The following is a 14,692-nucleotide window of genomic DNA, read 5'->3' as shown; positions in this document are numbered from 1 at the left end:
AGCTTATGAGCATGGACAGCGTCGAGGACTCCCGATCCCGCTCCACCACTCCCGCGTACGTCTCGGGCCACCAACTGCTCGACGGGCGCAGTGCCGTCATCACCGCGGCCGCCGGCGCCGGGATCGGCGGCGCCACCGCGCGCCGCTTCCTGGAGGAGGGCGCCCGCGTCGTCATCAGTGACGCGCACGCGCGCCGCCTGAAGGAGAGCGAAGCGGCCCTCGCCGCCGAGTTCGGCGCCGAGCGGGTCTCCGCGCTCGCCTGCGATGTCACCGACGAGGAGCAGGTGCAGGCACTCTTCGCGCACACCGCCGAGCGGCACGGCGGGCTCGACATAGTCGTCAACAACGCGGGCCTCGGCGGCACTTCGCCGCTCGTCGACATGAGCGACGAGCAGTGGACGAAGGTCCTGGACGTCACCTTGAACGGGACCTTCCGGTGCGTGCGGGCCGCCCTGCGCGCCTTCCGCGAAACCGGGCGCGGCGGCGCGATCGTCAACAACGCGTCGGTCATCGGCTGGCGCGCCCAGGCCGGACAGGCGCACTACGCCGCCGCGAAGGCCGGCGTGATGGCCCTGACCAGGACCGCCGCGATAGAGGCCGCCGAATACGGAGTACGGGTCAACGCGGTGGCGCCCAGCCTCGCCATGCACCCGCACCTGGTGAAGGTCACCTCGGAGGAACTGCTCGCCGAACTGACCGAGAAGGAGGCCTTCGGCCGGTACGCCGAGCCCTGGGAGGTGGCCAACGTGATGGTCTTCCTCGCCTCCGGCTACTCCTCGTACATGACCGGCGAAACCGTCTCCGTCAGCAGCCAGCGCGCATGAGCCCCTCGCCCGAGCGGCGTCGAGAACTCCTCGCCACGGCGGCCGAGGTGTTCGCGGCGCAGGGCTACGACGCCACCACCGTGCGCCGGATCGCGGACGCCGCGGGGATGCTCGCGGGCAGCCTCTACTACCACTTCGACTCCAAGGACTCGATCGTCGAGGAGATCCTGCGCGGCTTCCTCGACGAGCTGTGGGGCCGCTACGACACCGTCCTCGCCGCAGGCCACGAGCCGCGCGAGACGATGCGGGCCCTGGTCACCGAGTCTTTCCGGGAGATCGACCGGCACGGACCCGCCGTCGCCATCTACCAGAAGGAGTCGAAGGCGCTCGCCGCGAGGGAGCGGTTCGCCTTCCTCGCCGCGTCGCAGCGCAAGTTCGAGCAGACCTGGCTGACCACCCTGAAGGACGGGGTCGCGGCCGGATCGTTCCGCGCCGACCTCGACATCCGGCTCACCTACCGGTTCGTGCGCGACACCGTGTGGGTCGCCGCGTCCTGGTACCGGCCGGGCGGCAGACACAGCCCCGAGGAGATCGCCCGCGAGTACCTCGCGATGGTGCTCGACGGGATAGCCCAGCCCCACCATCCTTAGAAACGACTGGAGTTGATGCGTCATGGCCGAGGCCTACATCGTCGATGCGGTCCGTACGCCCGTAGGGCGGCGCAAGGGCGGGCTCAGCGCCGTCCACCCCGCCGACCTGGGCGCCCACGTCCTGAAGGAGCTCGTCGCGCGCACCGGGGTCGACCCGGCCGCCGTCGAGGACGTCGTCTTCGGCTGCCTCGACACCATCGGCCCGCAGGCAGGCGACATCGCCCGCACCTGCTGGCTCGCCGCGGGACTTCCCGAGGAGGTGCCGGGCGTCACCGTCGACCGGCAGTGCGGTTCGTCCCAGCAGGCCATCCACTTCGCGGCACAGGGCGTGCTCTCCGGTACGCAGGACCTCGTCGTCGCGGGCGGCACACAGAACATGTCGATGATCCCGATCGCCTACGCCTCCCGGCAGGCCGCCGAACCGCTCGGCCTCACCGAGGGCCCCTACCTGGGCAGTGAGGGCTGGCGCGCCCGCTACGGCGACGCGCCCGTCAACCAGTTCCACGGCGCGGAGCTCATCGCCGAGAAGTGGGGCATCACGCGGCAGGACCAGGAGGAGTGGGCGCTCCGTTCCCACCAGCGGGCCCTGCGCGCGATCGACGAGGGTCGGTTCGCGAAGGAGTCCGTCGCCTACGGGGACGTCACCGCCGACGAGGGCCCGCGCCGCGACACGAGCCTGGAGAAGATGGCGGGCCTGAACCCGGTCGTCGAGGGCGGCACCATCACCGCCGCCTGCTCCTCGCAGGTCTCGGACGGCGCGGCGGCCCTGCTGATCGCCTCCGAACAGGCCGTGCGGGAGCACGGGTTGACGCCCCGGGCCCGCATCCACCACCTCTCCGTACGCGGCGAGGACCCCATCCGGATGCTGTCCGCGCCCATCCCGGCGACCGCGTACGCGCTGAAGAAGACCGGCCTCACGATGGACGACATCGACCTCGTCGAGATCAACGAGGCCTTCGCGCCGGTCGTCCTCGCCTGGCTGAAGGAGACCGGCACCGACCCCGAGAAGGTCAACGTCAACGGCGGAGCCATCGCGCTGGGCCACCCTCTCGGCGCCACCGGCAGCAAGCTGATGACGACCCTGCTGCACGAACTGGAGCGCACCGGCGGCCGGTTCGGCCTCCAGACCATGTGCGAGGGCGGCGGCCAGGCCAACGTCACGATCATCGAGCGCCTGTGACCGTGCCTCTGACCGCCCCTGTGACTGCTGCTGCGGGATCCGCGTCCCGCTGAGCGGGAATCGGCGGTGGGGCGCCGGGGGAGGCGCGGACAGGGTGAGGGCATGACCCGTACCCCTGTACCTTCCGAGCCCACCGCCGACGCCCCGCGCGTCCGGCGGATCGCCGTCCGTGCCGTACTTCCCCAGTGGTGCGAGAGGAGCGAGACGCTGTGAGCGGCAACCCTGACGTGGAGTGGGACGAGACGGTCGACGTGCTGGTCGTCGGCTCCGGCGGCGCCGCCCTGACCGGCGCGTACAGCGCCGCCGCGCGCGGCCTCGACACCCTCGTCGTCGAGAAGACCGAGTACTTCGGCGGAACGACCGCGTACGCCGGAGCCTGCCTGTGGCTGCCCGGCAACCAGGCGCAGGCCCGCGCGGGCCTCGAGGACAGCGCCGACCTGGCCCGCACGTACTTCCGGTCCCTCGTCGGCGACTCGACGCCGCACGAGATGCAGGACGCGTACCTCGACGGGGCCGGGCCCACGGTCGAGTTCCTTGAGCGCAGCGAACTGCTCCGGTTCGAACACCGGAAGTTCCCCGACTACTACCCGGGCCCCGGCCGCTTCGACGCGGGACGCGGCGTCTTCCCCGTCCCCATGGAGCGGCCCGCGGGCGAGCAGCCGCTGCTCGACGCCGTCCGCCCGCCCGCGCGCTGCGAGCGGCTGGGAGCGCCGGCGCCCGAGGGGGCGCTCACGGACGGCCGCGCGCTGATCGGCCGACTGCTGCTCGCCCTCGATCAGGCCGGCGGGCGGGCGCGCTCCCGCACCGCGTTCACCGGGCTCGTGCAGGGCGAGGACGGGCGGGTCGTCGGCGCCGAGGTCCGCGACGCACAGGGCAGTACGGCCCGGATCCGGGCCCGCCGCGGTGTGCTGCTCGGTGCCGGCGGCTACGAGCGGGACGCCGAACTGCGCCGCGCCTTCGACAACGGGCCGGGGGCCGACTGGACGATGGGGCCCGCGGGCGGCGGCACCGGGGACGCGCTGCGGGCCGCGCAAGGGCTCGGGGCGGCGACGTCGCTGCTCGACGAGAGCTGGTGGTGCCCGTCCGTGCTCTTCCCCGACGGCAGCGCGGCGTTCGCCCTCGGCTTCCGCGGCGGCGTCTTCGTCGACGCCGAGGGCCGCCGGTTCGCCAACGAGTGCCTGTCCTACGACCGGATGGGCCGGGCCATGATCGCGGCGCGGGCCGGGGACGCGCCGGAGCGCCCCGTGTGGTGGGTGTGGGACGCGCGGCACGGCGAGGAGCCGCCCGGCATCGTCCTCGTCCCGGTCGACCGGGAGTCGTTCGAGGCGGCCGGGGTGTGGCGCAGCGCGGACTCGGTGGAGGCGCTCGCCGAGGCGATCGGAGTGCCGGCCGAAGGCCTCGCCGCGACCGTCGCGGCGTTCAACAAGTACGCGGGGAACGGCCACGACCCGGAGTTCGGCCGCGGCGACGACCCCTACGACCGGTTCTTCGCGGGCGCGGGCGAGCAGGGCGCGCCCAACCCGTGCCTGCTGCCGCTGTCGTCCGGCTCGTTCCACGCGGTGCGGATCGTGCTCGGCGACCTGGGCACGAAGGGCGGCGTCCGCACGGACACGGACGCGAGCGTGCTGCGCGAGGACGGGTCCGTGATCGAGGGCCTCTACGCGGTGGGGAACACGGCGGCGAACGTGACGGGCTCCGTCTACCCGGGGCCGGGAGCGCCGATCGGCACGGGGATGGTGTTCGGGTACCGGGCGGCGGGCCGGATGGCCGGGGAGGGGTGACCCCTGGTCGTACGGGTGGGTGGCTCGAGTCGCCCCTGGGTTGTTCGGAGACAACGTGGAGCCGGAGGGATACGCGGATGCGTGAGGGACAACTGGACGGAAAGGTCGCCCTGGTGACCGGGGCGGCGCGCGGGATGGGCGAGGCCATTGCCAGGGAAATGGCAGCCCGTGGGGCGCGGGTCGTGCTCGGCGACGTACTCGTGTCCGAAGGGGAGCGGGTCGCCGGTGAACTCGGGGAAGCCGCACGGTTCGTCCGGCTGGACGTCACCGGCGCCGACTCCTGGGCCCATGCCGTCCGTGTCGCCACCGACACGTACGGACGGCTCGACATCCTCGTCAACAACGCCGCCATCTACACGACGTCCCCCATCGTCGACGAGGATCCGGCCCAGCTGGAGCGGATCCTCAAGGTCGATCTCGTCGGCCCGTTCCTGGGGCTCCAGGCCGTCGTCCCCGCCATACGGGCGGGGGAGCGGGGCGGCGCGATCGTCAACATCTCCTCGCAGGCCGGGGTTCAGGGCATCTGGGGGCATGGTTCGTACGGCGCCGCGAAGTGGGGGCTGCGCGGGCTGAGCCGGACCGCCGCCCTCGAACTCGGCGGCGACGGCATCCGCGTCAACGCCGTCTTCCCCGGCGCCATCGACACGGCGATGACCGCCCATCTCGGCACCACCGAGCACCCGGCCGCCGCGCTCGGCCGCATCGGCCGCCCCGAAGAGGTGGCCCGGCTCGTCGCGTTCCTCGCCTCCGACGACGCCTCCTACCTCACCGGCGCCGAAGTCACCGCGGACGGCGGCGCGTCGGCCGGCCGGATGCCCGTGTCCGCGCAGCGCGGCGGCGGACAGGGGGACAGCCGGTGACCCCGCCCGGCCGCCGCACCCTGCTGTGACACCCGGGACGCCCGCAGCCGCGGCACCCGGGACAATGGGCCCGTGCCTACGAAGAAGAAGTCCCAGTCGACGAACGCGGCGCCCGAGCGGCGCGGCGAGCTCCTGCACACCGCGGCCGAGGTCTTCGCCGAGCAGGGCTACAACGCCACGACCGTCCGCAAGATCGCCGACCACGCGGGCATGCTCGCCGGCAGCCTCTACTACCACTTCGACTCCAAGGAATCGATGCTGGAGGAGATCCTGCGGACCTTCCTCGACGAGCTGTGGTCCGGCTACGACACCGTGCTCGACGACGAGCTCGGCCCGCGGCAGACCCTGGAGGCGCTGGTCACCGAGTCCTTCCGGGAGATCGACCGGCACCGCGCCGCCGTCGCGATCTACCAGCGGGAGTCCCAGCAGCTCGTCGCGCAGGACCGCTTCGCGTTCCTCGCCGAGTCGCAGCGCAGGTTCGAGAAGACCTGGCTGACCACCCTGGAGCGCGGCGTCGCCGACCAGGTCTTCCGCGCCGACCTCGACATCCGCCTCACCTACCGGTTCGTGCGCGACACCGTCTGGGTCGCGGCATCCTGGTACCGGCCCGGCGGGCGGCACAGCCCAGAGGAGATCGCGCGCCAGTATCTGTCGATGGTTCTGGACGGGATCGCGGTGCGGTGAAGTCCCATGCTAAGATTCATGACGTTGCAGTTTTGGTACCCATAGACTTTATGCGCGCCTGACGGGAATGTTCCTCAGGCGCATTATTGTTTCCACCGGGAAATTTCCCGGTTTCCGGCGTTCACGTGGGCGTTCGTGGAATGGGGACTGCTACCTGTTCTTAAGGAGAACGACATGGCCACCGGTATCGTTAAGTGGTTCAACTCGGAAAAGGGCTTCGGCTTCATCGAGCAGGACGGCGGCGGCGCCGACGTCTTCGCCCACTACTCGAACATCGCCACCTCGGGCTTCCGTGAGCTCCAGGAGGGCCAGAAGGTGACGTTCGACGTCACGCAGGGCCAGAAGGGCCCGCAGGCGGAGAACATCCTCCCCGCCTGATCTCGCTCGTAGATCACTCGACCCCGCCGGGCTGACCCGGCGGCGTCGGATCGAGCATCACCGGGCCGGGGCCCGCACCGCTACGGTGCGGGCCCCGGTTCCTGCTGTCCCGTCCCGGAAGGCATCGCCGCATGGCCAGTTCTGCCCGCCCGTCCCGCCGCAGCCCGCGTCCCGCAGCCGGGCAGCGCCGTGCTCCCGAGCAGCGCCGCAGGCAACAGCCCTCGCCGCCCGCCGAGTTCACCATGCCGGAGAACACCACCCCCGCGCTTCCCGCCGTGGACAGCTTCGCCGAACTCGACATGCCGGCCGCCCTTCTGAAGACGCTGGGTGAGCAGGGCGTCACCGACCCCTTCCCCATCCAGGCCGCGACGCTCCCCAACTCGCTCGCCGGACGGGACCTCCTCGGCCGCGGCCGCACCGGCTCCGGCAAGACCCTCGCCTTCGGCCTCCCGCTGCTCACCCACACGACCGGCGCCAAGGCCGAGCCGAAGTCCCCTCTCGCGCTCGTCCTCGTCCCCACGCGTGAGCTCGCGCAGCAGGTCACCGACGCCCTCACCCCGTACGCCACCGCGCTGCGGCTGCGCATCGCGACCGTCGTCGGCGGCATGTCGATCTCCCGGCAGGCGGGCCAGCTGCGCCGCGGTGCCGAGGTCGTCGTCGCCACCCCGGGCCGCCTCAAGGACCTCATCGAGCGCGGCGACTGCATGCTCGGCTCGGTGCGCACGACGGTGCTCGACGAGGCCGACCAGATGGCTGACATGGGCTTCATGCCGCAGGTCACCGCGCTCCTGAAGCAGGTCGAGTCGGGCGGCCAGACCATGCTCTTCTCGGCGACGCTCGACAAGAACGTCGACCGGCTGGTCAAGCAGTTCCTCAACGACCCGGTGGTCCACTCCGTCGACCCGTCGGCCGGCGCGGTCACGACGATGGAACACCACGTCCTGCACGTCCAGGACGAGACCGACAAGAAGGCCGTCACCGCGCGCATCGCCGCGCGTGAAGGCCGCGTCATCCTCTTCGTCGACACCAAGCGCTCCGCCGACCGGCTCGCCAAGCGGCTCCTCGCCAGCGGCGTGTACGCGGCTCCGCTGCACGGCGGCCGCAGCCAGCCGCAGCGCAACCGCACCCTGGAGCAGTTCAAGGACGGCCGGGTCACCGCGCTCGTCGCCACGAACGTCGCGGCGCGCGGCATCCACGTCGACGACCTCGACCTCGTCGTCAACGTCGACCCGCCCACCGAGCACAAGGACTACCTGCACCGCGGTGGCCGCACCGCGCGCGCCGGTGAGTCCGGCAGCGTCGTCACGCTGGTCCTGCCCGAGCAGAAGCGCGACATGCAGCGCCTGATGCGCGACGCGAAGATCCAGCCGCGGACGACGCAGGTCCGCTCCTCGGACGAGGCGCTGACGCAGATCACCGGCGCGCGCGAGCCGTCCGGTGTCGCCGTGGTCATCGCCGTGCCGGAACCGGTCGCCCCGGCCGCCACGACCAAGCCCCGCCGCTCACGCCGCTCCCGCGGCGGATCGGGCAACGGCAACGGCCGCGCCGCAGCCACCGAAGGCCAGCGCACGAGCTCGGGCGGCAACAACCGCCGCCGCTCCGCCTCGCCCAACGGCAGCCAGTCCGCCTCCGGCACAGGCAACAACCGCCGCGGCTCCGGCTCGGCCAACGCCGGCCAGTCCGCCTCCGGCACAGGCAACAACCGCCGCGGCCACGGCCCCCGCCAGGCCGCTTAACCCGAAGCACAGCCCGGCGGGGCCAACTCCAGCCCCGCCGGCAACGCCTCCTGGCACCGGGCAATTCAAGCCCCGCCGGCGATTGAGGCGCGGGGTCCGGGGCAGAGCCCCGTGGCCTCCGCCCCGTGGGGGCGCAACACGTCGGGGGCCCGGGGCGGAGCCTCCATGGTGGCGCAACACCTCATCCCACCAGCCGCGCCCGCAACGCCCCCACCACCCCCCGATCCACCCCGAGCCCCTCGGCCACATACCGGCGCAGACTCCCGTAGCCGCACCGAACCTCCTCACGCGCCGCATCCAGGTACTCCATCCGCACCTCCTGGACAGGAATCAGCAGGTCCGGATCCCGCATCAACCCCGCCCGCCGAAGCCCCTCGCGGACCTCCGCGTCATGTGCCGCGCGAAACGCGTTCGACGCCAAGTAGTCGCCCTCCGCCGCCCGTTGACCCACCCCGAGCACGCTCAGCAGGACGTACGTCATCCAGCCCGTGCGGTCCTTCCCGGACGTGCAGTGGTAGAGCAGCGCGCCGGACCCACCGCTCGCCGCATCCCGGAGCGTCGCCGCGAACCGCGCGCGGTTGGCCGCGTCGGTCACGAACATCCGGTACGTGGTACGCATCGCGGCGGCCGCCTTGCCGCCCCCCAGCACTTCCTGCTGCACCGCCGGGTCCTTGGAGCCGATCGCGGCCATCATCCGCTCGTACTGGCCACCGTCGGAGACGGACCGCGCGGTCACCGCCAGACCCGCGGGCAGCCGGTCCGCGCCGTCCGTACGCACCTCGAACGGCACCCGGAAGTCGACCACTTGGTCAAGGCGCAGACCGGCGACCCGCGCCACGTCCGCGTCGGTGAGTTCGCTCAGCGCGTCGGCCCGGTAGACGAGGCCGTACCGGACCCGGCCGCGGCCCCGCGCGCGATGGCCACCGATGTCCCGGACGTTCACCGCCCCTTCGAGCGGGATCTGCCGGATGCCACCGGCGCCCGACCCGGTGTCCGGCCTTCCCGGCGACTGCGACGGCGCCGCCGCGGCGACGGGGGCCCCGGCGAACGCCGCGACCGTGCCGAGCGCGGCGCCGAGCGCACCGCGCCGCGAGAGCGCCCGCCCCGCCGTGTGCGGGTGACCTGTTCTGTACGTGTGCGACATACATGAACTCCCTTGCGGTGGCGGGCGATTGACGCGCCCGGTCAGGGTGGCGTGGGAAGTGCCTCCAGCGTCTTACGTGCCTCGGTCATCACGCGGTCGACCAGCTCGGCGCAGTTGGGCAGGTCCTCTATGAGGCCCGCCACCTGGCCGGAGGCCATGACCCCCAGGTCGGTGCGGCCCTCGACCATGGACGCCCTCAGGAGCATCGGGGTGTTCGCGGCCAGCAGCACCTGGCTCCACGTGAGGTCCTTGCCGTGCTTCATGGCGAGGCCGTCCCGCACCATCTGCGGCCAGCTCAGGCCAGAGAGCTTCTTGAAGCCCGTGGCGCGACGCACGGCGTGCAGCAACGCGCGCGTGCGCCCCGCGTTCTCCAGCGAGTCGACCAGCTCGGAACGGAGCATGCGGTGCGGCAGACCGTCCACCGCCGTCGTCACCGTGACGTCCTTGACGCTCGCCGCCAGGTACTTCGCCTTCACCGCGTCCGGCACCGTCGAGTCCGACGTCAGCAGGAAACGGGTCCCCATGGCAACCCCGGCCGCCCCGTAGGCCAGCGCGGCGACCAGGCCCCGGCCGTCACGGAAACCGCCCGCCCCGACCACCGGGATGTCGACGGCGTCCACCACCTGCGGCAGCAGCACCGACGTCGCCACCTCCCCGGTGTGCCCGCCGCCCTCGCCGCCCTGCACGATCACCGCGTCCGCGCCCCACGCCGCGACCTTCTCGGCGTGCCGGCGCGCCCCGATCGACGGGATCACGACGGCGCCCGCGTCCTTCAGTTCGGCGATCAGCTCGCGCGAGGGGGCCAGCGCGAACGACGCGACCTTCACGCCCTCCTCGACGATCACCTTGACCCGCTCGCGGGCGTCCCCCGCGTCGGCCCGCAGGTTCACCCCGAAGGGCTGGTCCGTGCGCGACTTCACCTCGCGTACAGCGGCGCGCAGTTGGTCGAGCGTCATGGTGGCGGACGCGAGGATGCCGAGCGCCCCCGCGTTCGCCGCCGCCGACACCAGGCGCGGCCCCGCGACCCATCCCATGCCGGTCTGCACGATGGGGTGGCGCACTCCGGTAAGCCGGGTCAGGGGCGTCGGGATCGTGAACGCGGCGGAGTCCCGGGCCGGTTCGGAAGACGGCTCAGGTGGCGTCATACCGGCTTGACCTCCCGGTCCCGCGTCGCCTTCGGGTCGATGACCTCTCGGATCAGCCGCAGCTCCTCCGCCGTGGGCTCCCGCGTGGACGGCACCTCGCCGCCCTCCGGGAGTACCAGCGCGAACCCCGTCGCCTCCTGGACCTCCTCCACCGTGACACCCGGATGCACGGACAGCAGCCGCATCGCGTGGTCTGCGGTGTCGAAGTCCAGGACGGCCAGATTCGTCACCACGCGCGGGATGCGATGGAACCGCGTCGCCGACGGGCCCGCCGCGGCCGCGCTGTCGTAGCCCACCCCGCTGATCATGTCGACCTTCTCGACGAAGACCCGGCGGCTGTGCTTGGGAACCCAGTAACTCACCGGATTGTTCAGCGTGTTGACCGGAGCGCCACGCACCCCGAGGAGCTGCCGGTCGGGCCGCTCCCAGTCGCCGATGCACGAGATGTTCTGGTTGCCGAACCGGTCGATCTGGCTCGCCCCCATCATCACGTGCCGCTTCCCGCCCGTGACCATCGTCAGATGCTGCCGGTACGGGAGCCAGCCCTCCGCCGAACCGTCGAGCCCGACGACCATCGCCTCGCCGTCGGTCAGCAGCAGGCCGGGGGAGAAGGTGCGCTTGGCCAGCCGCGCCCCCACGGACGGGATCAGGCCCATCGGGCTGGCCAGCACCTCCCCGTTGTCCCGCCAGGCCTCGGCGCACGCGATCGCGCAGTACTCGGCACGGGACACATCTGTCGTGGTGACGCTCACTTCTGCTCCTCGTGCCAGGCCTGGACGGCGGACTGGTACTGCTTCTCGTCACCGCCGGGCGGCAGGAACCGCTCGGCGAACTCGGGCCAGGGCGTGCTCGCGTACAGCTTCTGGAACGGCTCGTCGCGGTCGTAATCGGGCACACAGGACGTGAAGTGCGCCCCGCCCGGCGTCTCCACGACGCCCGTCACGCAATGCCGCTTCACCAGCAGCGTCTGCGGCACGGTGTCCGCCCCGAAGCCGTCGACCAACTGCTCGCACGACACGTACGCGCTGTCCGCCGCCTCGCAGAACAGGTCGTCGAAGTACGGGTCCGGGCCCAGGTACTGGCCGTTGCCCGCGCGGTCCGCCCGGTTCACGTGCACCAGGGCCGCGTCGAGGCGCAGCGCCGGCATCGCGACGAACGTCTCCCCGTCCTCGTACGGCGACGTCACCGTCCGCAGCCCCGGGTTGACGCGCATGACGTCCGAGCCGATCCCCGCCCGCACGGGCAGGAACGGCAGCCGGTTCGCCGCCGCGTGCAGGCCCCACATGAACATCGCCTCGTCGACCTCCATCAGCTCGAACGCGCCCTGCTGGCGCGCCGCCCTGAAGTTCGGTTCGAGCGGGATGGAGTCGAGCGTCGCGAACGCCGCGACCAGTTTGCGGATCTTCCCGGCCGCCGCGAGCAGCCCGACGTCCGGACCCCCGTACGAGACGACGGTCAGGTCCGTGACGTCGCTGCGCAGCAGCGCCCTTACCAGCGCCATGGGCTTGCGGCGCGAACCCCAGCCGCCGATGCCGATGGTCATGCCGCTGCGCAGCCGCCCGACCACCTCGTCGGGCGTCATGATCTTGTCCGGTGTGGTCATCGCTCGGTCTCCTGTCCGAAGGTGTCGCGGACCCGGTCGGCGACACCGCTCAGGTTCGCCTCGAAGGTGAAGCCCTGCTCGAAGCGGTAGCTGCGGTGCACGTCGACCGGGTCGATCCCGTTCAGCGCGGATTTGGCGAGGCGGAGCAGGTAGCCGTCCTTGCGGGCGATGTCGCGGGCCAGCTCCAGGGCCGCCTCGCGCAGCCGCTCCCTCGGCACGACCTGCCACACCGAGCCGTGCGCCTGCAGTTCGGCGGCCGTCGCCGTGCGGGACGTGTAGAACAGCGCGCGCATCAGGTGCTGCGGGACGAGGCGGGCCAGGTGCGTGGCCGCGCCGAGCGCGCCCCGGTCCAGCTCGGGCAGGCCGAACGTCGCGTCGTCGCTCGCGACGATCGCGTCCGCGTTCCCCACGAGTCCGATGCCGCCGCCCAGGCAGAACCCGGCGACCGCCGCGATCACCGGGACCTCGCACTGGTACACCGCCGAGAACGCTTCGTAGCAGCCGCGATTGGCGCCGAGCAGGGCGCTGTGCCCGCCGCCCGCCGCGGCCGTCTCGCGCTGCATCTCCTTGATGTCCACCCCGGCGTTGAACCCACGGGAGGTCTCGGCCGCGGTCAGCACGACGCAGCGCACATCGGGATCGCGGCCCGCGGCGCGCACGGCGTCCGCCAGGTCGTACCAGCCCCGCACCGGCAGCGCGTTGACGGGTGGGAAGTCGACCGTGACGACGGCGATGCCCTTTTCGAGTGAGGAGGTGGAGACACCCATGGCGTTCAGCTACCTTTCCACCTAACGTTTGTTTGGTACGTCGATGACGGTAGCAGGCGGCGAGGGCCGACGGAATGGGTCGGCGCGAGAGGGACCCGAAAGGGTCGGGAATGGGAGCGGGATGGATCTGAGCGGTCGGGTCGTCGTCGTCACGGGCGGGACGAGGGGAGTGGGCGCCGGGATCGCGGGCACCTTCGCGCGAGCCGGGGCGCGGGTGATCACCTGCGCCCGCAGACCACCCGAAACCCCCGTGGACGGCTGCGAGTTCATACCGGTCGACCTGCGGGACGCGGCGGCCGTGGAGGAGCTGTTCGCGGGCCTCGACCGGGTGGACGTACTCGTGAACAACGCGGGGGGCACGCCGTACCGCCCGCTCGCGGAGGCGGACGCGGTCCGGCACGCGCGCGTGCTCGAGCTGAATCTTACGGCGGCGCTGACCGCGTCCCTGGCCGCCCGCGAGAAGCTCGCCGCCGCGCACGGCTCGATCGTCATGATCGGCAGCGTCAGCGGCAGTCGCCCCTCGCCCGGCAGCGCGGTGTACGGGGCGGCGAAGGCGGGCCTGGAGCACCTCGCGCGGTCCATGGCCGTGGAGTGGGCACCCCGAATCCGGGTGAACACACTGGTGCTCGGCATGGTCCGTACCGAACTGAGCGAACTGCACTACGGGGACGAGGCGGGCGTCGCCGCGGTGGGCGCGACCGTGCCCATGGGGCGCCTGGCCGAGCCGCGCGAGGTCGGTGACGCCGCGGTGTTCCTGGCGTCCGACGCCGCCTCGTACATCACCGGGGCGAGCCTGCTGATGCACGGCGGCGGCGAGCTCCCCGCGTTCCTGGACGCGGCAACTGCCAACAAGGAGGCGTGAGATGACGGACACGAAGTCGACCGACAGCAACAGCGGAGCCCTGTGCGCGGGGCGGGTGGTCGCCGTCACGGGAGCGGGACGCGGACTCGGACGCGCGCACGCACTCGCGTACGCGGCCGAGGGCGCGAAGGTCGTCGTGAACGACCTGGGGGTGGGCCTGGACGGCGCCCCCGCCCCCGACAGCCCGGCGGCCCAGGTCGTCGAGGAGATACGCGCGACGGGCGGCGAGGCGGTGGCGCACGGCGCGGACATCGCGAGCTCCGAAGGTGCCGCCTCGCTCGTCGCTGCGGCAGTCGACACCTTCGGGCGCCTCGACACACTGGTGAACAACGCAGGGTTCCTGCGCGACCGGATGCTGGTCAACCTCGACGAGGACGACTGGGACGCCGTGATGCGGGTCCACCTCAAGGGCCACTTCCTGCCGCTCAAGCACGCCGCCGCGTACTGGCGGGCGGAGTCGAAGGCGGGGCGCACGCCGGTGGCCCGCGTCGTCAACACCTCTTCCGGGGCTGGCCTGTTGGGGTCCGTCGGGCAGGGCAACTACAGCGCGGCGAAGGCCGGGATCCTCGGCCTGACCCTGGTCGCGGCCGCCGAGATGGGACGCTACGGCGTGCAGGTCAACGCGATAGCGCCGGCCGCCCGCACCCGGATGACCGAGGCGACGTTCGCCGAGACCATGACGGCACCCGGAGCCGGAACCTTCGACGCGATGGCGCCGGAGAACGTGTCACCGCTGGTCGTATGGCTCGGCTCGGGAGCCGCGGCGGACGGGGTGACCGGCCGGGTCTTCGAGGTGGAGGCGGGCCGCATCACCGTGATGGAGGGCTGGCAGCCCGGCCCGACCGTCGACAAGGAAGAGCGGTGGACACCGGCGGGCGCGGGCGACACGGCCCGCGAACTGCTGGCCCGCGCGGCCGTACCGGGAGGTGTCTACGGGGCGTCGTAACACCCACGCGGCGCCCCGCCACCGGTTGACCTCATCAAGTCCCGCCGCTGATCGACCACATCAAGCCCCGCTCTTGTGACGAGAGCCCGCGGGGCGCGGGGGGGGGGCCCCCCCCCCCCCCCCCCCCCCCCCCCCCCCCCGGGGGCCGGGGGGGGCCCCCACCCCCCCCCCCCCCCCCCCCCCCCCCCCCCC

The 14,692-nt window shown here is 72.4% G+C and carries 15 protein-coding genes; 10 read left to right on the top strand and 5 right to left on the bottom strand.

Annotation, left to right across the window (positions count from 1 at the left end; all coding sequences use genetic code 11):
- Nucleotides 1-11 precede the first annotated feature (11 nt).
- The 8 genes from ABT004_RS13115 to ABT004_RS13080 all read left to right on the top strand — a co-directional run bounded on the left by ABT004_RS13115 (nucleotide 12) and on the right by ABT004_RS13080 (nucleotide 8,033).
- The gene (locus ABT004_RS13115; RefSeq protein WP_351335122.1) at nucleotides 12-824 is read left to right on the top strand and encodes an SDR family oxidoreductase; all 813 of its coding nucleotides are present in this window, start codon (nucleotides 12-14) and stop codon (nucleotides 822-824) included.
- Nucleotides 821-1,414, top strand: coding sequence for a TetR/AcrR family transcriptional regulator (locus ABT004_RS13110; protein ID WP_351335120.1), 594 nt, complete (start codon nucleotides 821-823; stop codon nucleotides 1,412-1,414). Before ABT004_RS13115 ends, ABT004_RS13110 begins: the two co-directional genes overlap by 4 nt.
- Nucleotides 1,415-1,436: 22 nt before the next feature.
- Nucleotides 1,437-2,594, top strand: a complete 1,158-nt coding sequence (locus tag ABT004_RS13105; protein WP_351335117.1) for an acetyl-CoA C-acetyltransferase — start codon at nucleotides 1,437-1,439, stop codon at nucleotides 2,592-2,594.
- A 209-nt stretch (nucleotides 2,595-2,803) separates the two neighbouring features.
- Nucleotides 2,804-4,375 carry an FAD-dependent oxidoreductase gene (locus ABT004_RS13100; RefSeq protein WP_351335114.1) on the top strand — a complete coding sequence of 524 codons (1,572 nt, stop codon included), beginning with the start codon at nucleotides 2,804-2,806 and terminating at the stop codon, nucleotides 4,373-4,375.
- A 77-nt stretch (nucleotides 4,376-4,452) separates the two neighbouring features.
- Entirely contained in the window at nucleotides 4,453-5,235 is a 783-nt protein-coding gene (locus tag ABT004_RS13095; RefSeq protein WP_351335111.1) for an SDR family NAD(P)-dependent oxidoreductase, read from the top strand.
- Between the two features lie 72 nt (nucleotides 5,236-5,307).
- A complete protein-coding gene (locus ABT004_RS13090; protein ID WP_351335109.1) occupies nucleotides 5,308-5,919 on the top strand; it encodes a TetR/AcrR family transcriptional regulator in 612 nt (203 codons plus the stop codon).
- 174 nt (nucleotides 5,920-6,093) lie between these two features.
- The gene (locus tag ABT004_RS13085) at nucleotides 6,094-6,297 is read left to right on the top strand and encodes a cold-shock protein (protein WP_266720703.1); all 204 of its coding nucleotides are present in this window, start codon (nucleotides 6,094-6,096) and stop codon (nucleotides 6,295-6,297) included.
- 131 nt (nucleotides 6,298-6,428) lie between these two features.
- Nucleotides 6,429-8,033, top strand: a complete 1,605-nt coding sequence (locus ABT004_RS13080) for a DEAD/DEAH box helicase (RefSeq protein WP_351335106.1) — start codon at nucleotides 6,429-6,431, stop codon at nucleotides 8,031-8,033.
- A 181-nt stretch (nucleotides 8,034-8,214) separates the two neighbouring features.
- On the opposite strand, the gene ABT004_RS13075 is transcribed toward ABT004_RS13080, so the two are convergent.
- The 5 genes from ABT004_RS13075 to ABT004_RS13055 are packed head-to-tail and all read right to left on the bottom strand — an operon-like array spanning nucleotide 8,215 to nucleotide 12,692.
- Nucleotides 8,215-9,177 (bottom strand): tyrosine-protein phosphatase, encoded by a 963-nt coding sequence (locus tag ABT004_RS13075; RefSeq protein WP_351335104.1) that lies wholly within the window; start codon nucleotides 9,175-9,177, stop codon nucleotides 8,215-8,217.
- A gap of 41 nt (nucleotides 9,178-9,218) precedes the next feature.
- Complete coding sequence (locus ABT004_RS13070; RefSeq protein ID WP_351335270.1) at nucleotides 9,219-10,268, bottom strand: NAD(P)H-dependent flavin oxidoreductase; 1,050 nt, start codon at nucleotides 10,266-10,268, stop codon at nucleotides 9,219-9,221.
- 50 nt (nucleotides 10,269-10,318) lie between these two features.
- Nucleotides 10,319-11,074: a CoA-transferase subunit beta gene (locus tag ABT004_RS13065; protein ID WP_351335101.1), complete on the bottom strand. Its 756-nt coding sequence runs from the start codon at nucleotides 11,072-11,074 to the stop codon at nucleotides 10,319-10,321.
- Nucleotides 11,071-11,925 (bottom strand): CoA transferase subunit A, encoded by an 855-nt coding sequence (locus tag ABT004_RS13060; protein ID WP_351335099.1) that lies wholly within the window; start codon nucleotides 11,923-11,925, stop codon nucleotides 11,071-11,073. Before ABT004_RS13060 ends, ABT004_RS13065 begins: the two co-directional genes overlap by 4 nt.
- Nucleotides 11,922-12,692 (bottom strand): enoyl-CoA hydratase family protein, encoded by a 771-nt coding sequence (locus ABT004_RS13055; protein WP_351335097.1) that lies wholly within the window; start codon nucleotides 12,690-12,692, stop codon nucleotides 11,922-11,924. Before ABT004_RS13055 ends, ABT004_RS13060 begins: the two co-directional genes overlap by 4 nt.
- Before the next feature lie 121 nt (nucleotides 12,693-12,813).
- Between ABT004_RS13055 and ABT004_RS13050 the strand changes: the two genes are divergently transcribed.
- Together ABT004_RS13050 and ABT004_RS13045 are read left to right on the top strand one after the other, a co-directional pair.
- The gene (locus tag ABT004_RS13050; protein WP_351335095.1) at nucleotides 12,814-13,554 is read left to right on the top strand and encodes an SDR family oxidoreductase; all 741 of its coding nucleotides are present in this window, start codon (nucleotides 12,814-12,816) and stop codon (nucleotides 13,552-13,554) included.
- A gap of 1 nt (nucleotide 13,555) precedes the next feature.
- Nucleotides 13,556-14,500 (top strand): SDR family oxidoreductase, encoded by a 945-nt coding sequence (locus tag ABT004_RS13045; RefSeq protein ID WP_351335093.1) that lies wholly within the window; start codon nucleotides 13,556-13,558, stop codon nucleotides 14,498-14,500.
- Nucleotides 14,501-14,692 lie beyond the last annotated feature (192 nt).

This window comes from Streptomyces sp. NPDC002790 (assembly GCF_040295505.1).
In the GTDB taxonomy this organism is placed as follows: domain Bacteria; phylum Actinomycetota; class Actinomycetes; order Streptomycetales; family Streptomycetaceae; genus Streptomyces.
This window is presented reverse-complemented; position numbering and strand designations above follow the sequence as displayed.